This window comes from Sporosarcina sp. P33 (assembly GCF_002077155.1).
In the GTDB taxonomy this organism is placed as follows: Bacteria; Bacillota; Bacilli; order Bacillales_A; family Planococcaceae; genus Sporosarcina.
This window is the reverse complement of sequence record NZ_CP015027.1, coordinates 1184925-1203989: the sequence shown is the minus strand read 5'-3', so window position 1 is coordinate 1203989 and position 19065 is coordinate 1184925. Positions and strand designations below refer to the sequence as shown.

Sequence of the window (19065 nt, the reverse complement as noted above, 5' to 3'; positions counted from 1 at the left end):
TTTGGGAGGAACCGACAATGACGAAAGTAACTATTTATGTAACACTGCGTGAAAGTGTTGTAGATCCACAAGGAATCGCGACAGCTGAAGCACTTCAAAAGATGGGCTACGAAGAAGTGAAAAGTGTACGGGTTGGTAAATTAATCGAGCTGGAGCTGGAAGGTTCAGAACAGTCAATCGAAACACGCGTGAATGAAATGTGCAACGATCTGCTGATCAATAAAGTCATTGAAGATTTTCGATTTGAAATCGGGGAGGTTGCCAGCAAATGAAGTTCGCCGTTCTAGTATTCCCAGGTCTTACTTGTGATCTTGATATGTATCATGCGATTGAGGAAACAGTAAAGCAAGATGTTGAATACGTTTGGCATACAGAAGCCGGTCAACTCGATCAATTCGATGCGGTTCTTCTCCCGACAGGCACTTCATACGGAAATTACCTGCGTCCGGGAGCCTTGGCAAAAAGTTCTCCTGCATTCAAACAGCTTCAAGCATTTGCAGAATCAGGCAAACCCGTGTTAGGCGTCGGTAATGGATTTCATATTTTGGTGGAAGCAGGTCTGCTTCCGGGCGGCTTCTTGCGTAACCGCGGTTTGAAATTCCGTTCCGCTCAAGAATCAATCCGAGTGGAAAACAGCAATACTGCTTTTACAAAAGACTATACACAAGGTCAGGTTCTTACATTGCCTGTTGCACATGAATTCGGTAATTATTACGCGGATGAACAGACAGTGGAGAAATTAAAAACTAATAATCAGATTATTTTTACGTATGCAGAAGAAAATACAGATGGCAGCACAGAAGCAATCGCAGGCATCACGAATGAAGAAGGTAATGTGCTGGGGATGATGCCGCTTCCTGAACGTGCAGTGGAAGAAATAATCGGCGGAACAGATGGAGCAGCATTATTCCAATCAATTATGAATAATCGGGGTGAACAGCATGTCAATTAATCACGAACCTACAGCGGAGCAAATCAAAGATAATCGCTTATATCTCCAAATGGGCATGACAGATGCAGAATATGAGCGTGCGGAAGAAATGCTTGGCCGCACTCCGAACTATACGGAAACAGGATTGTTTTCTGCCATGTGGTCAGAGCACTGTTCATATAAAAGCTCAAAATCTGTTCTGCGCAAATTCCCGACTGAAGGTGCACGCGTGCTGCAAGGGCCTGGTGAAGGTGCAGGTATTGTGGACATCGGTGATAATCAGGCTGCTGTATTCAAAATGGAATCGCATAACTCACCTTCTGCAATCGAGCCTTTTATCGGAGCGGCAACAGGTGCAGGCGGAATTATTCGTGATGTATTCTCAATGGGAGCACGTCCGGTAGCATTAGTGAACTCTATGCGTTTTGGTGATTTAACAGATCCGCGTGATAAATTCTTATTCGAAGAAGCGGTAGCGGGAATCGCAAGTTATGGTAACACAATGGGAATTCCGACAGTAGCGGGTGAAGTGCAGTTTGATCAGTGCTACTCTAAGCGTCCGCTCGTTAACGCAATGGCTGTCGGTTTACTGAATCATGAAGATATTCAAAAAGGAGTAGCGGCAGGAGTCGGGAATACGGTTCTGTACGCAGGTGCGACAACGGGCCGTGACGGAATTCATGGCGCTACGATGTCTTCATCCGAACTTACAATTGAAGAAGAACAAGAACTGCCGGTTATGCAGGCGGGAGATCCATTCATTGAAAAGTTATTGATGGAAGCTTGTTTGGAATTAGTGAAATCTGATGCGCTGATCGGTATTCAAGATATGGGTGCAGCAGGTCTGACGTCTTCAGCCGCAGAAATGGCTTCTAAAGCCGGCTATGGCGTGGAGTTAAACTTGGATCTTGTACCGCAGCGTGAAGAGAATATGACGGCGTATGAAATGATGCTGTCTGAATCTCAGGAACGTATGCTCATCGTTGTGAAAAAGGGCCGTGAAGAAGAAGTCATCGAGTTATTCACGAAATATGGCATCAATGCTGTGGCAATCGGACGGGTTACAGACGATAAAATGCTTCGCCTGCTTCATAAAGGGGAAGTCGCTGCAGAAATCTCAGCAGATTTATTGGCTGAAGATGCACCAAGCTATCAAAAAGAATCGAAGGAACCTGCATCATTTGCAGAAAACCAGGCGATGGAAAATAAAGAACCGCAAGTAACTGATTTGAAAACGACATTGCTTGATCTATTGCAGCGTCCGACGATTGCTTCAAAAGAATGGGTCTACAATCAGTTTGATACAGGCGCAAGAACGAGCACAGTCCTCGCGCCGGGAGCTTCAGCAGGTGTTGTGCGTGTAAGAGGAACGAATAAAGGAATTGCGATGACAGCGGATTGTAACTCACGTTTCATTTATTTGGATCCGGAAACAGGCGGTAAGATTGCGGTAGCAGAAGCTGCACGTAACCTAGTATGTTCCGGCGCAGAGCCAATCGCACTGACAGATTGCCTGAACTTCGGAAGTCCGGATAAGCCGGAAGTATTCTGGCAGCTGGAAAAGTCGGCGGATGGCATTTCAGAAGCTTGCCGTAAACTCAACGCTCCGGTAATCGGCGGTAACGTATCCCTTTCCAATGAAGTGAACGGGGTGCCGATCTATCCGACACCGACAATTGGTTTGGTAGGTATCGTTCATGATTTGAACCAGGTAACAACGCCAGGATTCAAACAAGCAGGAGACGCGATCTATTTGATCGGTCAGACAGAAACAGAGTTTGGCGGCAGTGAGCTGCAGCAGATGATTGAAGGGAAAATCTTCGGTAAATCACCTGCAATCGATTTAGATGTTGAAGCAGCACGCCAGCAACAGCTTCTGGAAGCGATTCAGGCCGGATTAATACAGTCTGCAGCTGATCTGTCAGAAGGCGGATTTGCTGTCGCACTTTGTGAAAGTGCATTTGGCGCACGCGGTCTGGGCGCAAATGTAACAGTTGAAGGTTCAGCAGTTACAGCATTATTCAGTGAAACACAATCACGTTTCCTAGTTACTGTACACGCAGAACAAGTGGCTGCGTTTGAAGCTAAGGTTCAGGATGCAGTGAAAATCGGAGCAGTGACAGATGATGAAGAACTTGTCATCAAAGACGCAGAAGGAACTGTCCTAGTAGAAGGGACGGTAGAAGAATTCCACACTGCTTGGAAAGGAGCAATCGCATGCTTGCTGAACTCAGAGGATTAAACGAAGAGTGCGGCGTATTTGGTATTTGGGGTCATGAAGATGCTGCACAGCTCAGCTATTATGCATTGCATGCACTTCAGCACCGCGGGCAGGAAGGAGCCGGAATCGTCGTCAAAGGCGAGAAAGGTCTCCAGGCTGTCAAAGGCGAAGGTCTGGTCAACGAAGTATTCTCAAGCGAGAACCTTTCTTCGCTGCATGGCCGCGGCGCCATCGGGCAAGTCCGCTATACGACAGAGGACGGACGCGGTATAGAGAATGTGCAGCCGCTCGTCTTCCGTTCAACAACAGGCAGCCTGGCGATTGCGCATAACGGCAACCTCGTGAACGCAACTGATCTGAAAGAACATTTGGAACGTCAGGGGAGTATCTTCCAAAGTACGTCTGATACTGAGGTGCTCGCTCACTTAATTAAACGCAGCAGCGGTTCGCTCAATCAGCGGGACAGAGTAAAAAAAGCTCTTCGTATTTTAAAAGGTGCATTTGCATTTGTTTTGCTGACAGACGAAGGATTAATGGTTGCACAAGATCCAAACGCTATGCGTCCATTATCTCTTGGGAAAATCGGAGACGCATGGGTTGTTGCATCAGAGACCTGTGCATTTGACATCATCGGCGCGGAACATATTCGTTCCGTTGAACCCGGCGAATTATTGATTATTAATGATACCGGACTGACGTCTGAACGATTTGCAGAAGCGGCGGATAACGCGATGTGTTCGATGGAGTATGTCTACTTCTCCCGTCCGGATTCAGATATTGACGGCATCAATATACATGCTGCGCGTAAACGCTGCGGCAAGCAATTGGCACGCGAAGTACAAATCAGTGCGGATGTTGTCACAGGCGTTCCGGATTCAAGTATATCCGCTGCCATTGGATTTTCTGAACAAAGCGGAATTCCGTATGAACTAGGATTGATTAAAAACCGTTATGTCGGCAGAACATTTATACAGCCTTCACAAGCGTTGCGCGAACAGGGCGTGAAGATGAAGCTGTCGCCTGTGCATCAGGTAGTAAACGGCAAGCGTGTCGTAATGGTTGATGATTCAATCGTCCGCGGCACAACATCAAAACGTATTGTCGCGATGCTCCGTGAAGCGGGTGCGAAAGAAATACATGTAGTGATTGCTTCACCTCCTCTAATTGCTCCATGTTATTACGGGGTCGATATTAGTTCTGAATCAGAATTAATTGCAACGGGCCGTACATTGGATGAGATGCGCGATGAGATTGGTGCAGATTCATTGTCATTCCTGTCTATAGAAGGAATGCTTGAAGCGAATGGCAGATCATCGGAAATGAAAAATTGCGGCCAATGTCTGGCTTGTTTCACAGGCGAGTATCCAACGGAAATTTATGCGGATACGGCAATGCCGCACGAAAAAGAAATCATGCGATAGGGGGCCTTTTTCCATGTCAAAGGCATATGAAAAAGCGGGAGTCAATATTGAAGCTGGCTATGAGTCAGTGGAACGGATGAAGTCTCACGTAGCACGAACATCCCGTAAAGGGGTGGCAGGTGCATTTGGCGGGTTCGGCGGAATGTTTGATCTATCTGCGCTTGAATATAAGGAACCCGTTCTGATTTCAGGAACGGACGGCGTCGGGACAAAGCTGAAATTAGCTTTCATGGCTGACCGTCATGATACGATCGGGATCGACTGTGTGGCAATGTGCGTCAATGATATCGTAGCGCAAGGTGCAGAACCATTGTATTTCCTTGACTATGTAGCACTTGGGAAAGCAGTTCCTGAAAAAGTAGAGGCAATCGTCAAAGGTGTGGCGGACGGCTGTGTGCAATCAGGCGCTGCATTGATAGGCGGAGAAACAGCTGAAATGCCGGGGCTTTACGAAGAAGATGAGTACGACTTGGCTGGTTTCGCTGTCGGTGCTTGTGAAAAAAGTAAACTCGTAACAGGCGAGCGTGTACAAGAAGGAGACGTATTGGTTGGTATCGCGTCTAGCGGAATCCACTCAAATGGTTATTCTTTGGTGCGCCATATTGTATTTGAACAACTGGGTGCCGACATCAGCAGTACGATTGAAGGCTATGAGGGGTTGGGGACAGTGGCGGAAGCATTACTGAAACCAACAAAGATCTATGCAAAGCCGGTACTTGAAATGCATCAAAAACTGGACGTTCATTCCATGGGGCATATTACGGGCGGCGGATTCTTTGAAAACCTTCCGCGCATGTTTTCAGATGGCTTTGGAGTGGAAGTAGATTTGGGTGCATGGCCAGTACTTCCTGTATTCCAGATGCTGAAAGAAAAAGGCGAATTAACTGACCGCGATCTATATAGCGTATTCAATATGGGTATCGGATTTGTCGTGGCGCTGCCGGAAGCGGAAGCTGAAAAAGCCATTGAAATTGCAAAAGCTCATGGCGAAGATGCTTATGTGATCGGACGTGTAACCAAGTCAGAAGGCGTGACGTTCATTGGTGAACACGACGGGACATTATCAAAATGAATAAAGTGAAAATTGCAGTATTCGCTTCAGGAAGCGGAAGCAACTTTGCTGCTTTGGAAGAAGCTTGCCGCGCAGGGCGCATCCCGGCTGACATTGTTTTGATGGTGACAGACAAACCGGATGCATATGTCAATGAACGGGCGCAGCAGGCCGGTATTCCAATTGCCGCGTTTTGTCCGCGTGAATTTGAGACGAAACAGGCGTATGAGCAGGCTGTACTGGAAGCATTACAGGAAACAGGTGCAGAATGGCTGATATTGGCCGGCTATATGCGGCTGATCGGTCCTGTGTTACTGTCTGCATATCCAGAGCGAATCATTAACATTCATCCATCACTGCTGCCTTCATTTCCGGGCAAAGATGCAATTGGACAAGCAGTTGCTGCCGGTGTCAAAGTAACGGGTGTCACCGTTCATCTTGTAGACGAAGGGATGGATACAGGCCCTATTCTTGCACAGAGGGCAGTTGACGTTATTGACGGCGATGAAGTGAAAACAGCTTCCGCCATTCATGCCGTTGAACACGAATTATACACAGAAACATTGCAGAGCCTATTTAAAAAATGATCAGCCTGTTGTCAAGACAGGCTTTTTTTATAAACTGGAGGGATTCCTTTGAAAAAGCGCGCACTTTTGAGCGTATCGGATAAAAGCGGAATACTGGAATTTGCAAAAGAACTTGAACAGCTAGGCTATGAATTATTGTCTACAGGCGGCACGATGAAGCATTTGAAAGACAATGGCGTTGCGGTAACAGCAGTGGATGAAATTACCGGTTTCCCTGAAATTATGGAAGGCCGCGTCAAGACGTTGAATCCGATGATTCACGGCGGATTGCTTGCGAAACAAGATGATCCTGGGCATCAGGCACAAATGGAAGAGCACGGTATCCAGCCAATTGATGTAGTTTGCGTCAACCTCTATCCATTTAAAGAAACTATCTCAAAGCCGGATGTATCGGCAGAAGATGCCATTGAAAATATTGATATCGGCGGCCCGGCGATGCTTCGTGCTTCGGCAAAGAACCATGCCTATGTCACAGTGATTGTGGATGCAGCAGACTATGAAGCAGTACTGAATGAATTAAAAGCAGATGGTCAGACAACGCTTGAAACACGCCGCCGTCTCGCCGCTAAAGTTTTCCGCCATACAGCAGCTTATGATGCATTAATTTCAGGTTATCTGACAGAGCTGGCAGGCGAGCAATTCCCTGAGCAAGTAACATATACATACGAGTTGAAGCAGCCATTGCGTTACGGAGAAAATCCCCATCAGCAGGCAGCATTTTACAGCCGTCCGCTTGGATCTGATTTCTCCATCGCTTACGCGGAACAGCTTCATGGAAAAGAACTTTCTTATAATAATATTCAGGACGCTAATGCAGCTATTCAAATCGTCAAGGAATTTACTGAGCCTGCAGCAGTTGCAGTTAAGCATATGAATCCATGCGGAGTAGGCACAGGCAGCACGATTGCAGAAGCATTCAAAAAAGCTTACGAAGCAGACTCCACGTCTATTTTTGGCGGCATTATTGCATTGAATAAAGAAGTTGACCAGGAAACGGCGCTGCAGCTTGCAGACATTTTCCTTGAGATCATCATTGCACCTTCATTTACGGAGGAAGCACTTGAGACATTGACGAAGAAGAAAAATATCCGTCTGCTGACGATTTCATTTGAACAGCAAAAACAAGACAAATGGAATACGGTGTCAGTAGAAGGCGGATTGCTGATGCAGCAGCCTGACACATACGGTTTTGAAGAAGCAGACATTAAAGTGGCAACAGACCGTGAGCCGACCGAAGCAGAATGGAATGCGATGAAACTTGGATGGGCAGTCGTCAAGCATGTTAAATCCAATGCGATTGTTGTGACAGATGAGCAAATGACGATCGGTGTAGGTGCCGGACAGATGAATCGTGTAGGTGCAGCGAATATTGCACTGACACAAGCGGGGGAACGCGCAAAAGGAGCTGCACTTGCTTCTGATGCATTCTTCCCGATGGATGATACGGTCGAAGCAGCGGCAAAAGCGGGTATTACAGCAATTATTCAGCCCGGCGGTTCTGTGAAAGATGCAGATTCCATTAAAAAAGCAAATGAATACGGTATTACGATGGTATTCACAGGTGTACGTCATTTTAAACACTAAGAATGCAGGGGGAAGATGGACATGAAAGTTCTTGTAATAGGTAGTGGCGGCCGTGAACATGCGATTGCTAAACAGTTCAGCCAGGCACCTTCTGTAACGGAAGTCTTTGTAGCGCCAGGAAATGACGGGATGCAGCAGGATGCAACATGCGTGCCGATTGCTGCGACGGACTTTGAAGCATTGGCAAATTTTGCGATCGACAAGCAAGTTACGTTAACATTCGTCGGGCCTGAACAGCCGTTAGCAGAAGGAATCGCTGATTATTTCCTGGATAAAGGACTGACGGTATTTGGTCCGACCCAGGCAGCAGCGCGTATTGAAGGCAGTAAGTCATTTGCCAAGGAAATCATGGACAAGTATGATATTCCGACAGCTGCATATGGAACATTTACGGACGCTGAAGAAGCCAAGGCGTTCATTCGGGAGCAAGGTGCGCCAATTGTTGTTAAAGCAGATGGTTTAGCTGCCGGAAAAGGCGTGATTGTGGCGATGGAACTGCAGGAAGCATTGGATGCGGTCGACGATATGATCGGCAATCAAAAATTCGGTGAATCTTCATCACGCGTAGTGGTAGAAGAGTTCCTGGATGGCGAAGAATTTTCCTATATGTCATTTGTTCATGACGGTCAAATCTATCCAATGGTGATCGCGCAGGACCATAAGCGTGCTTATGACGGAGACAGGGGGCCAAATACGGGAGGCATGGGGGCCTATTCCCCCGTTCCGCAAATTTCTGATGAAATCGTTCAAGAAGCTTATGACCGCGTAGTTGTACCTACCGTCCATGCAATGGCTGAAGAAGGTATTCCTTTCACAGGCATACTATATGCTGGTTTGATATTGACTGAGCAGGGTCCGAAAGTCATTGAATTCAATGCACGCTTTGGCGATCCCGAAACACAGGTCGTTTTACCGCGCATGAAGTCGGATTTCGGAAAGTTCATGGAAGCACTGATGGCGGGAGAGCCATTTGAACTGGAATGGTATAAAGAAGCGATGCTGGGTGTCGTCATTGCATCAGAAGGATATCCGGGCGATGTAGTAAACGGCCATGCACTTCCCGACTTGAACGTACTGACTGAACAAGGTCTCGACGTATTCCACGCTGGAACGAAACAGGCGGATGGCCATTTCGTCGGAAACGGCGGACGTGTGCTTCTCGTCGCAGCGAAAGCAGATACATTAAAAGAAGCGCAAGAAAAAGTTTATACAGGTCTTGCCGAACAGCGATGGGATGGTTTCTTCCACCGCACTGATATCGGATGGCGCACATTTGAATAAACGATCAATTATATGGGCTGACACCGGAAGTGAGTTATACTTCCGGTGTCAGTCTTTTTTCTGTAAGAGATACAACTGATTAGCTGTGCTTTCCGTCATGCCATTCGAGTATGATATCGAATGCAATAAGTTTGAAATGTTAATAAACATCGTTTATCCACAGTGTTTTTTATAATATGTGAATTACCGGTGGGTAAAATGTGAGTAACTTGTTAGTAATGTGTATAACAGGCAGATTTTGTGTGGGTGAATGAAAAGTCGCTTGTGGACAAAGCAACCGAATTATCCTACTCTACATCCGATAGCTATGTTACTATAAAGTATATTGATAAGGGAATGGCCCACTACTATAAAGGGATGGTGTTAAGCATGTGGAAGAGCGATGAAATACAGTCACAGCTGGCGATTATTGACGGGAAGAAAGCACCCGATATTGTAATTGAAAATGCTACCTACCTGCACTCTATATTTAAAAAATGGATGCAGGGACATATCTGGATTCAGGGTGACCGGATTGTGTACGTCGGGGATCGTATGCCTGCGATGCTCGAAGGAACAGAGCGTGTCGATGCAACGGGCAAGAAAATAGTGCCCGGCTATATTGAGCCGCATGTACATCCCTCCCAGCTGTATAACCCGGAAACATTTGCCGATTATGCGTCACGCCGGGGGACAACTACTTTTCTATCGGATAATCTCACTTTATTTTCGGTGTTGGATCAGCAAACAGCTTTTACATTTATCGATCAATTGAATGAATTGCCTTTCTCATTTTATTGGTGGGCACGTGTCGACTCTCAAACCCTTTTGCAAAATGAAAAGGAACTGTTTAATCCTGACAGCATCGCGAAATGGATGGAGCGGCCTGACGTGCTGATGACGGGGGAGCTGACCGGGTGGCCGAGGCTGTTGCGGGGCGATCAGAATATCATGCAGTCTTTGATTGAATCTAAGCGGCTTCGCAAGAAAATAGAGGGACACTTCCCAGGTGCTTCAGAACGTACACTTGCGCGGATGAAACTGCTAGGGGCAGACGGTGATCATGAAGCAATGACAGTGGAGGAAGTGGAACGCCGCTTGCAGCAAGGCTATGCTGTTACTTTGCGCTATTCCTCCATCCGCCCCGACCTGCCGGATTTATTGAAAGGCATCGTGGAGAAGGAATGGGATGTATTTGATCATCTGATGATGACAACGGACGGATCGACTCCTGCATTCTACCGGGAGGGTGTGATGGATCAGTGTATTCAAGTTGCTCTTGATGCGGGTGTATCGCCGATCGATGCCTATCAGATGGCTTCCTATAATGTAGCAAGGTACTATGATATTACAGATTTGCATAGTGTAATAGCAACAGGAAGGTATGCGACAGTAAACTTCTTAGAAGATGAACATAATCCTGTGCCAACAGACGTATTATCAAAAGGCCGTTGGGTATTGCGGGACGGCCAGACATCAAATGTCTTTCAAGCGGTGGATTGGGATGCAATGCCTGTTTTTAAACTGCATTACGAATTGACGGAAAGAGACTTCACATTTTCGTCTTCGACAGGAATTCAAATGGTCAATGATGTAATTACGAAAGCGTATGAAAGTGAACTGGATCTCTCTAATCCGACTATTCCATCAGGCGATGAGTGCTATTTGATGCTTCTTGACAAACACGGGAAGTGGCGGATCAACACGATGCTGAAGGGCTTTGCGGATAATCTGCAAGGTTTTGCGTCTTCCTATTCAAATACAGGTGACGTATTATTGATTGGTCAAGATTGGCGAGAAATGAAGAGAGCCTTCGATGAAATCAAGAAAATTGGCGGAGGTATGGTGCTGGCTGAAAATGGAGCGATTATAGAAACGTTGCCGCTTGCTGTTTCAGGCAGGATGTCCGATCAGCCGATGGAAATGATCATAGAAGAAGAACTTGCTATGAAAAAGGCATTGGAAGAACGTGGATACGCCCATGGAGATGCAGTATATACACTATTATTTCTTCAGTCAGTTCACTTGCCTTATGTGCGGATTACGCCGGTTGGTGTCTTTCAAGTATTGAAAAATGAGCGCTTAATTCCTAATACAGAAAGGTAGGAAGTAGTATTGATATGGAATAAACGAAAGTTGCTTTTAACTGCTGCAGTCAGTCTGCTGTGTCTTGCAGGCTGTTCATCAAAAGAGCAAGAGTCCGCAGAAACGCAAGAAGAAGTGCCGGAAAGTAAGACATATAGTTTTACAGGTGAGGTCAGAACAGAAGCTGCTGATCACCGGCCGATTTTGGCAACGATCAGTAATCATCCGGCTGCACGCCCGCAGTCAGGTTTGGCTGATGCCGATCAAATCTATGAATTTTTGGCAGAAGGGCAAATCACACGCTACGCGGCATTATTCCAAAGCAAAGTACCCGAACAATTGGGTCCGGTTCGCAGCGCCCGGGATTACTTTGTACATCTTGCACAAGGAATGGATGCGTTTTATATCGCCCATGGATATAGTCCGGATGCGAAAAAATTGCTGGATGCCGGGGCCGTTGACCAAGTGAACGGTATGAGTCATGACGGAACTCTATTTGAACGGTCAGCTGATCGCAGAGCACCTCATAACTCCTATATTTCAAAACAGCATATCGAAGAGGCGTTTACACTTGCGAATGCTTCTGAAAAGATCTCCGCTCTGCCGTCCTTTTCTTTCCTTAATCCCAACGAAAGTGATAAAATAGGGGATATCGCATCATCAGTTCAAGTATCGTACAGTGCAGATCCGAATTATATCAGTACGTATCAGTATGATGAGTCGGCGAATCGCTATTATCGGTCTGTCAAAGGAATCGAGACAGTCGATAAGATAAACGAGCGGCGTATAGAACTGGCGAATGTAATTGTGATGGAAATGGATCATCAAACAGTGGATCGGGAAGGGCGGCTCGCAATTGATTTACAATCAGGCGGCACTGCCATGCTGTTTCATGAAGGGATCGCTAAAACGATTGAATGGCAAAATAAAGATGGATTTTTGATACCGGTGGAACAGGGCATACCAGTGAAATTAACAGCGGGTAAAACTTGGATCCACATCATACCGTCATTATCTGGTCCTTCTTCTTCCGTCACCTATACTCCGTAAGATCGACATAGAGAGAGGGCGAATACATGCAAATAGACAAACTGCGCGGTGAACAAATAGATCAGCTGTTTAAAGCAATTCTGGAGCTAAAAGATGTGGAAGAGTGCTACAAGTTCTTTGACGACATCTGCACGATGAGTGAAGTCCAGTCACTTGCACAGCGCTTGGACGTCGCCTATAAACTGCGGCTGAAAAAAACGTACGACAGCATCCAGCAAGAAACTGGCGCCAGCACAGCCACCATCTCCCGCATCCGCCGCTGCGTAGACTACGGATCCGGAGGCTACAACCTCATGCTGGACCGCCTCTACCCGGAACTACAAAACAACCAAACAAAAAACAAATAACAGAACCGGCCAGGGACACAACCCCCACCGGTTTTTTTGGTATACTAAACAAAAGCGCAGACGGCTGTCCAGCCCCGGCAGGCACTGGAGGTCTGCCATCTGCAGGCGCACTTTGCCTGCCGATGACAGACAGAAGTGTCCCGAGGGGCTAGCCGTCGGAGCTGGATGTAAACAAAAGCAGAGACGGCTGTTCAGCCCCGGCAGGCACTGGAAGTCTGCCATCCGCAGGCGCCCTTTGCCTGCCGATGACAGACAGAAGTGTCCCGAGGGGCTGTCCAGCGCTCTGCATTACAACAAAACGAACATACAACCAATACAATAAAAGAAGGTGGACATAAAAATGGATTATAAAACATGGCGGCATGCATTTAAAATCGACCCTGCCAAAAAACTGTCGGATGACGACCTGGAGGCAGTAGCGGAATCCGGCACGGACGGAATTATTATTGGCGGATCAGACGGTGTCACATTAGAAAACGTTCTGGATCTGCTTGCGCGTTTTCGCCGTTTTTCTGTCCCTCTTGCTCTTGAAGTATCAACCGTGGAATCTGTCACACCCGGATTTGACTACTACTTTATCCCGACAATTTTAAATACAACTGACTCGAAATGGCTGAATGGCCTGCATCACGAAGCCCTTCGTGAATACGGTCATATGATGAACTTTGATGAAATTGTGACAGAAGGCTATTGCATACTGAATCCCGGCTGCACAGCGGCAAAGCTTACGGGAGTAAACACTGTTCCGGATGAAGAGGATGTACAGGCTTATGCCCGCATGGCAGAACATTTATTTTCACTGCCCGTATTTTATATGGAATACAGCGGAAAATACGGTGATCCGCAGCTTGTAAAGGCAGCGAAAGAATTACTGAACAATACGCGGCTCTTTTATGGCGGCGGAATCCGATCAGCCGAACAAGCAAAAGAAATGGCAGCCATAGCGGACACAGTCATAGTTGGGAATATTATATACGATGATTTGAAAGCCGCGTTAGCGACAGTCAGTGCTGTGAAATCTGTTCCTTTATCTGTGTGAGTAGTATATAATTAGAACAAATGTTCCTAAAAGGCGGTACTAATATGAATAAACTATCAGAGGATTTACTGAAAGGCATGAATCCCGAACAGGCACGTGCCGTTAAGACAACAGAAGGGCCATTGCTCATAATGGCGGGTGCAGGTTCAGGAAAGACCCGTGTATTGACACACCGAATTGCTTACTTAGTAGTGGAAAAACAAGTGTACCCTTCCAATATACTGGCGCTTACTTTTACCAACAAAGCAGCACGTGAGATGCGCGACCGAATCGACGGATTGCTTGGGGCAGGCTCAGGAGAACGTATGTGGGTTTCGACATTTCACTCCATGTGTGTACGGATACTTCGCAGAGAAGTTGACCGTATCGGCTTATCCAAAAACTTTACTATTTTAGACAGTGCCGATCAGCTGACTGCGATGAAACGTGTTTTGAAAGAACTGAACCTTGACCCGAAACAAAATGACCCGCGTGCGATGCTCGGCATCATCAGCAATGCAAAAAACGAATGTATTGACGCGGCGGAATTCCGGAAAAATGCCAACCCTCAAAATCCGCATGAACGGACAGTGGCGGATATTTATGAGCGCTACACGAAAAAACTGCGTCAAAATCAGTCAATGGATTTCGATGATCTGATTATGATGACGATCGTGCTGTTTGAACGCGTTCCGGAAGTACTGGAATTTTATCAAAATAAATTTCAGTATATTCACGTCGATGAATACCAGGATACAAATAATGCGCAGTATCGTCTCGTCAAGATGCTGGCATCGAAGTTCCGTAACATCTGTGTAGTAGGTGACTCCGATCAGTCCATCTACCGCTGGCGTGGAGCGGACATCGGCAATATCCTGTCCTTTGAGAAAGATTACAAAGAAGCGAATGTCATTTTACTGGAGCAGAATTACCGTTCCACGAAGCGGATTTTACAGGCGGCAAATGAAGTCATCACTAATAATAAAAGCCGCTATGACAAGAAATTACGCACAGAAAATCCGGAAGGCGAATTAATTTCTATTTATAAAGCGCGCGATGAAAAAGATGAGTCACAATTCGTCGTTCAGCAAATAATTGAATTAAAAGAAGAACTGGGATTAACGCTCGATCAATTTGCGATACTGTATCGTACCAACGCGCAATCCCGTCTCATTGAAGAATATTTACTGAAATCAAATCTGGATTATACAATTGTTGGCGGCACGAAGTTCTATGACCGAAAAGAGATTAAAGATCTGCTGGCCTATTTACGGCTAATTGCCAATAATGACGATGATCTTGCGTTTGCCCGAATTATCAATGAACCAAAACGCAGCATTGGGGCCACATCATTTGAACGAATGGCAACTTTTGCATTGCAAAATGACCGTTCGATATTCGATTCATTGCAGGAAGTCGATTTCATGGGCTTGCCGAAAAAAGCGCTGACAGAAGCAGTGAAATTCCGTGAACTCATCGACGGATTTTCCCAGATGCAGGAATTTTTATCTGTCACGGAATTGGTAAAAGAAGTTATTGAAAAATCGGGTTACCGCGATATGCTGGAAAATGAAAAATCGATCGAAGCAGAAAGCCGTCTTGAAAATATCGAGGAATTTTTATCGGTGACAGAAGCATTCGAAAAGCGGGCAGAGGAAGAAGACGAAGAGCCTACACTCATTGCATTCCTGACAGATCTTGCACTGGTCGCGGATATTGATGCGCTGGATAATGAAGAGAACTCTTCTGCTGAAAAGATCGTCCTAATGACGATGCACGCAGCTAAAGGTCTTGAATTCCCGGTCGTCTTTGTTATCGGCATGGAAGAAAATATATTCCCGCATATTCGGGCGCTTGCTGATCCGGAAGAAATGGAAGAAGAGCGCAGATTGGCCTATGTTGCAATTACACGTGCGGAACAGCGCCTGTACTTGACTTGCGCAGGCTACCGTATGCTGTTTGGTAAGTCGAACTTCAATTCACCGTCCCGTTTCCTAAATGAAATTTCAGAAGAACTGACAGAACTGCTCGCAGACGGCAACGGTATGAGCGTACCATTTGCTCAAGCGCCAAAACCAAAAGCAAGACGTCCAGCAGTTAAGCGTCCTGCTTATAATGAATCTGGCGGAGAGAAAATGCAGTGGAAACCAGGCGACAAAGCTTCCCATAAGATATGGGGAACCGGCACAGTAGTAAGTGTCAAGGGCAGTGCGGATGATATGGAGCTGGACATTGCCTTTCCGAATCCGGTCGGCATTAAACGGCTGCTGGCTAAATTTGCACCGATTGAAAAAGAATAAAGCGTCTCTAAGGAGTGTGGAAAACCGATGGATGATGTTCTGGAACTGGAGAAGCGAGTGGCAGAACTCCATAAAATTCTGCGTGAATACGGACATGCCTACTATGATTTGGATGCCCCGATCGTTCCCGATTCAGAATATGATGAAAAAATGCAGGAGCTTCTGGCTATAGAAGAAGCACATCCTGATCTAATATATCCTGACTCTCCGACACAGCGCGTGGGCGGGGCGCCGCTTGAGGTATTTAGTAAAGTCGTTCATCGTCACCCTATGCTTAGCCTGGCGAATGCATTTAACGAAGAAGATTTGCGGGACTTTGACAGACGGGTGAAAGAAGCAGCTGGCAGCGCGGTATATGTATGTGAATTAAAAATCGACGGACTTGCCGTTTCTTTGCAGTACGAAGAAGGCCGGCTAGTGCAGGGGGCCACACGTGGGGACGGTGCAGTTGGTGAAGATATTACTGCGAACTTGAAAACCATTCGAACGGTGCCGCTGAAACTGAACGAACCGCTGACAATTGAAGTGCGCGGAGAAGCTTATATGCCGAAACAGTCATTTGTTACGCTCAACGAAGACCGGGATGAAGCAGGTGAAGTGCCGTTCGCGAACCCTCGGAACGCGGCCGCGGGTTCACTCCGGCAGCTCGATTCCCAAGTTGCTGCGAGCCGCAATCTTGCCGTGTTCATTTATGCTGTTGGCGGAGATGCGGAAGTATATGGGCTGGACAGTCATTCTGAAGCACTCAACAAAGTGGATGAACTGGGTCTGACGACAAATAAAGAGCGCAAGCGCTGTGCAACCATTGAAGAAGTGCTGGAGTACGTGGAATACTGGACAAAAAACAGACAGTCCCTCGATTATGAAATCGATGGGATCGTCATTAAAGTAGATAATTTCGAGTCACAGGAACAGCTCGGCTATACAGCGAAAAGCCCTAAGTGGGCGATTGCCTATAAGTTCCCGGCAGAGGAAGTGCAGACTAAACTGCTTGATATCGAGTTAAGTGTAGGGCGAACAGGAGTCGTCACACCGACTGCGATTCTTGAGCCGGTGCGCGTTGCGGGTACGACAGTTGGACGGGCATCTTTGCATAATGAGGATTTAATACGGGAAAAGGATATACGAATCGGCGATCATGTCGTACTGCGAAAAGCGGGTGACATTATTCCTGAAGTTGTGATGCCGCTGATAGAGCAGCGGACGGGTGAAGAAGAACCTTTCCATATGCCGGAAGCTTGTCCTGAATGCGATTCGGAGCTCGTACGGATCGAGGGAGAAGTGGCATTGCGTTGTGTGAATCCCAAATGTCCTGCTCAAATGAAGGAAGCGCTGATTCACTTTGTTTCCAGAAGAGCGATGAATATTGACGGAGTCGGCGAAAAACTTGTCGAACAATTGTATGAAGCTGATCTTGTACAAGATGTATCTGATCTGTATACATTGACTAAAGAAGAACTGCTGGGGCTGGAACGAATTGGCGAGAAATCCGCAACCAATATTTTAGCCGCTATTGATACATCCAAAGAGAATTCACTGGAAAAACTCCTGTTCGGACTGGGAATCCGTCATGTGGGCGAAAAAGTTGCAAGAATCCTTGCAGAAGAATATCGGACACTTGAAGCACTGGAACAAGCAACCGATGAAGATCTTGTAAACATTTTTGAAATCGGTGCAATCGTAGCAGATGCGGTCACGACCTATTTCAGCACGGAAGAAGTGCAGGACGTCATGAACAAACTCCGCTCATACGGGGTGAATACTGTCTATAAAGGTGCTGCCCGGGAGGAGTTACCGACTACTGGGCCGTTTGCAGGCAAGACAATTGTACTGACAGGGAAGCTCACTGCGTTAACTCGCGGAGAAGCGAAAGAACAGATAGAATCGCTTGGCGGAACAGTCAGCGGCAGTGTCAGCAAGAAAACAGATCTGGTTATTGCCGGTGAGGATGCAGGCTCGAAGCTGACGAAAGCCAAAGAATTAGAGATTGAAATTTGGGATGAACAAGCCATGCTTGAAGCCCTTGGAGTGGATACGAATGAGAAGAACGACTAAATGGCTTGCTTCGGGCATCCTGTCAGCTGCTTTGCTGACAGGATGTGTCCCAGCACCTAATGATGACTCAGAAAAAGTACTTCAGGAAACAGAAGAAAGTGACCAGGAAATGGTGCTGATTCCTGAAACTCAAATCAAAAAAGAATATTACCGGACGCCTGTACCATTCAAAAAAAGTGCAAGCAGAGGGCTTGTCGTCAATAATTTAAATACAAAATACGATATCCAGGAAACCGAAGAAGGTTTACTTCGTCTTTCCACTTTGTATTTTGACCCGAAAGATTATTTATATCAGGAAGGCCAGTACATCGACCGGGATACAGCAAAGCAATGGATTTCCAGGAAATCAAACTTTGAGGCGGGGTTAAACCCTTCAATAACTGAAGATATGACACCTGCACAAATTGCAGACGAAGCACCGATCTATTTGGCGCACATCGTAGAACAGAACTATCTGCAGCTGACAGACGATAAAAAAGTCAAATTGGCGGGTATGTCCATCGGTCTTGCGATGAATTCCATCTATTACCCGCGTGCTGGCGGTGAACGGAAAATCGATGATCGGACGATTGAAGAAAAAGGAAAGAAAATGGCAGATATTATTTTGAGCCGGCTGCGCAGTAAACCGGAGCTTGCTGATATTCCTATTGCAGTCGGGCTTTTTAAGCAGGAAAGCCGTAATGATATCGTACCGGGCACCTATTTTGCGACCTCATTTGCTGCAAAAGGAAAAAGTGAATTCACGGGCTGGAAAGAAGTGGACGAGCAGTACGTATTGCTTCCGGCCTCTTCGTCGACCGGAAATTACAGAGATTTGAATACGACTTTTAAAAACTTTAAGCAAGACATTGATGATTACTTCCCAAGTTTTGTGAACGTAATCGGAACGGCATTCTATAAAGATCAGAAATTGAATTCCTTGCATGTGGAAATTCCTATACAGTTTTTCGGAAAGACGGAACTGATAGGTTTCTCGCAATATTTGACTTCATTAGTAAAAACGCACTTTAAAGACATTCCGATTGAAGTAAGTGTCACTTCAGTGAATGGACCTGAAGTACTGATTGTGAATGACAATGAAAGAAAAGAACCGTTTGTCCATGTGTATGGATATTGATATCTGAGGCAGCAGCACGAACTTTTCAAGAAACTGAT

15 protein-coding genes are annotated in these 19065 nt (G+C 46.3%); all 15 read left to right on the top strand.

The window, feature by feature from the left end:
* Positions 1-17: 17 nt before the first annotated feature.
* Positions 18-272, top strand: a complete 255-nt coding sequence (gene purS, locus SporoP33_RS06080; protein WP_081242894.1) for a phosphoribosylformylglycinamidine synthase subunit PurS — start codon at positions 18-20, stop codon at positions 270-272.
* Positions 269-952 carry a phosphoribosylformylglycinamidine synthase subunit PurQ gene (gene purQ / locus SporoP33_RS06075; protein WP_081242893.1) on the top strand — a complete coding sequence of 228 codons (684 nt, stop codon included), beginning with the start codon at positions 269-271 and terminating at the stop codon, positions 950-952. Before purS ends, purQ begins: the two co-directional genes overlap by 4 nt.
* Positions 942-3173: a phosphoribosylformylglycinamidine synthase subunit PurL gene (gene purL, locus SporoP33_RS06070; protein ID WP_081242892.1), complete on the top strand. Its 2232-nt coding sequence runs from the start codon at positions 942-944 to the stop codon at positions 3171-3173. Before purQ ends, purL begins: the two co-directional genes overlap by 11 nt.
* Positions 3149-4573 (top strand): amidophosphoribosyltransferase, encoded by a 1425-nt coding sequence (gene purF / locus SporoP33_RS06065; protein WP_081242891.1) that lies wholly within the window; start codon positions 3149-3151, stop codon positions 4571-4573. The genes purL and purF overlap by 25 nt, the downstream gene beginning before the upstream one ends.
* Before the next feature lie 13 nt (positions 4574-4586).
* Entirely contained in the window at positions 4587-5645 is a 1059-nt protein-coding gene (purM, locus tag SporoP33_RS06060) for a phosphoribosylformylglycinamidine cyclo-ligase (protein ID WP_081242890.1), read from the top strand.
* Positions 5642-6211 carry a phosphoribosylglycinamide formyltransferase gene (gene purN, locus SporoP33_RS06055; RefSeq protein ID WP_081242889.1) on the top strand — a complete coding sequence of 190 codons (570 nt, stop codon included), beginning with the start codon at positions 5642-5644 and terminating at the stop codon, positions 6209-6211. Before purM ends, purN begins: the two co-directional genes overlap by 4 nt.
* Before the next feature lie 48 nt (positions 6212-6259).
* The gene (gene purH, locus SporoP33_RS06050; protein WP_081242888.1) at positions 6260-7795 is read left to right on the top strand and encodes a bifunctional phosphoribosylaminoimidazolecarboxamide formyltransferase/IMP cyclohydrolase; all 1536 of its coding nucleotides are present in this window, start codon (positions 6260-6262) and stop codon (positions 7793-7795) included.
* Positions 7796-7816: 21 nt separating this feature from the next.
* The gene (gene purD, locus SporoP33_RS06045) at positions 7817-9076 is read left to right on the top strand and encodes a phosphoribosylamine--glycine ligase (protein ID WP_081242887.1); all 1260 of its coding nucleotides are present in this window, start codon (positions 7817-7819) and stop codon (positions 9074-9076) included.
* Between the two features lie 357 nt (positions 9077-9433).
* On the top strand, positions 9434-11161 hold the full coding sequence (locus SporoP33_RS06040; RefSeq protein WP_081244771.1) for an adenine deaminase C-terminal domain-containing protein: 1728 nt from the start codon (positions 9434-9436) through the stop codon (positions 11159-11161).
* A 9-nt stretch (positions 11162-11170) separates the two neighbouring features.
* Positions 11171-12190: a DUF3048 domain-containing protein gene (locus SporoP33_RS06035; RefSeq protein ID WP_081242886.1), complete on the top strand. Its 1020-nt coding sequence runs from the start codon at positions 11171-11173 to the stop codon at positions 12188-12190.
* Between the two features lie 26 nt (positions 12191-12216).
* Positions 12217-12537: a YerC/YecD family TrpR-related protein gene (locus tag SporoP33_RS06030; RefSeq protein ID WP_081242885.1), complete on the top strand. Its 321-nt coding sequence runs from the start codon at positions 12217-12219 to the stop codon at positions 12535-12537.
* A gap of 340 nt (positions 12538-12877) precedes the next feature.
* Positions 12878-13576 carry a heptaprenylglyceryl phosphate synthase gene (locus SporoP33_RS06025; protein ID WP_081242884.1) on the top strand — a complete coding sequence of 233 codons (699 nt, stop codon included), beginning with the start codon at positions 12878-12880 and terminating at the stop codon, positions 13574-13576.
* A 44-nt stretch (positions 13577-13620) separates the two neighbouring features.
* Positions 13621-15855, top strand: a complete 2235-nt coding sequence (gene pcrA, locus SporoP33_RS06020; RefSeq protein WP_081242883.1) for a DNA helicase PcrA — start codon at positions 13621-13623, stop codon at positions 15853-15855.
* Between the two features lie 27 nt (positions 15856-15882).
* Positions 15883-17910: an NAD-dependent DNA ligase LigA gene (gene ligA, locus SporoP33_RS06015; RefSeq protein WP_081242882.1), complete on the top strand. Its 2028-nt coding sequence runs from the start codon at positions 15883-15885 to the stop codon at positions 17908-17910.
* Positions 17894-19027, top strand: coding sequence for a CamS family sex pheromone protein (locus SporoP33_RS06010; protein WP_081242881.1), 1134 nt, complete (start codon positions 17894-17896; stop codon positions 19025-19027). The genes ligA and SporoP33_RS06010 overlap by 17 nt, the downstream gene beginning before the upstream one ends.
* The last annotated feature ends 38 nt before the right edge of the window (positions 19028-19065 follow it).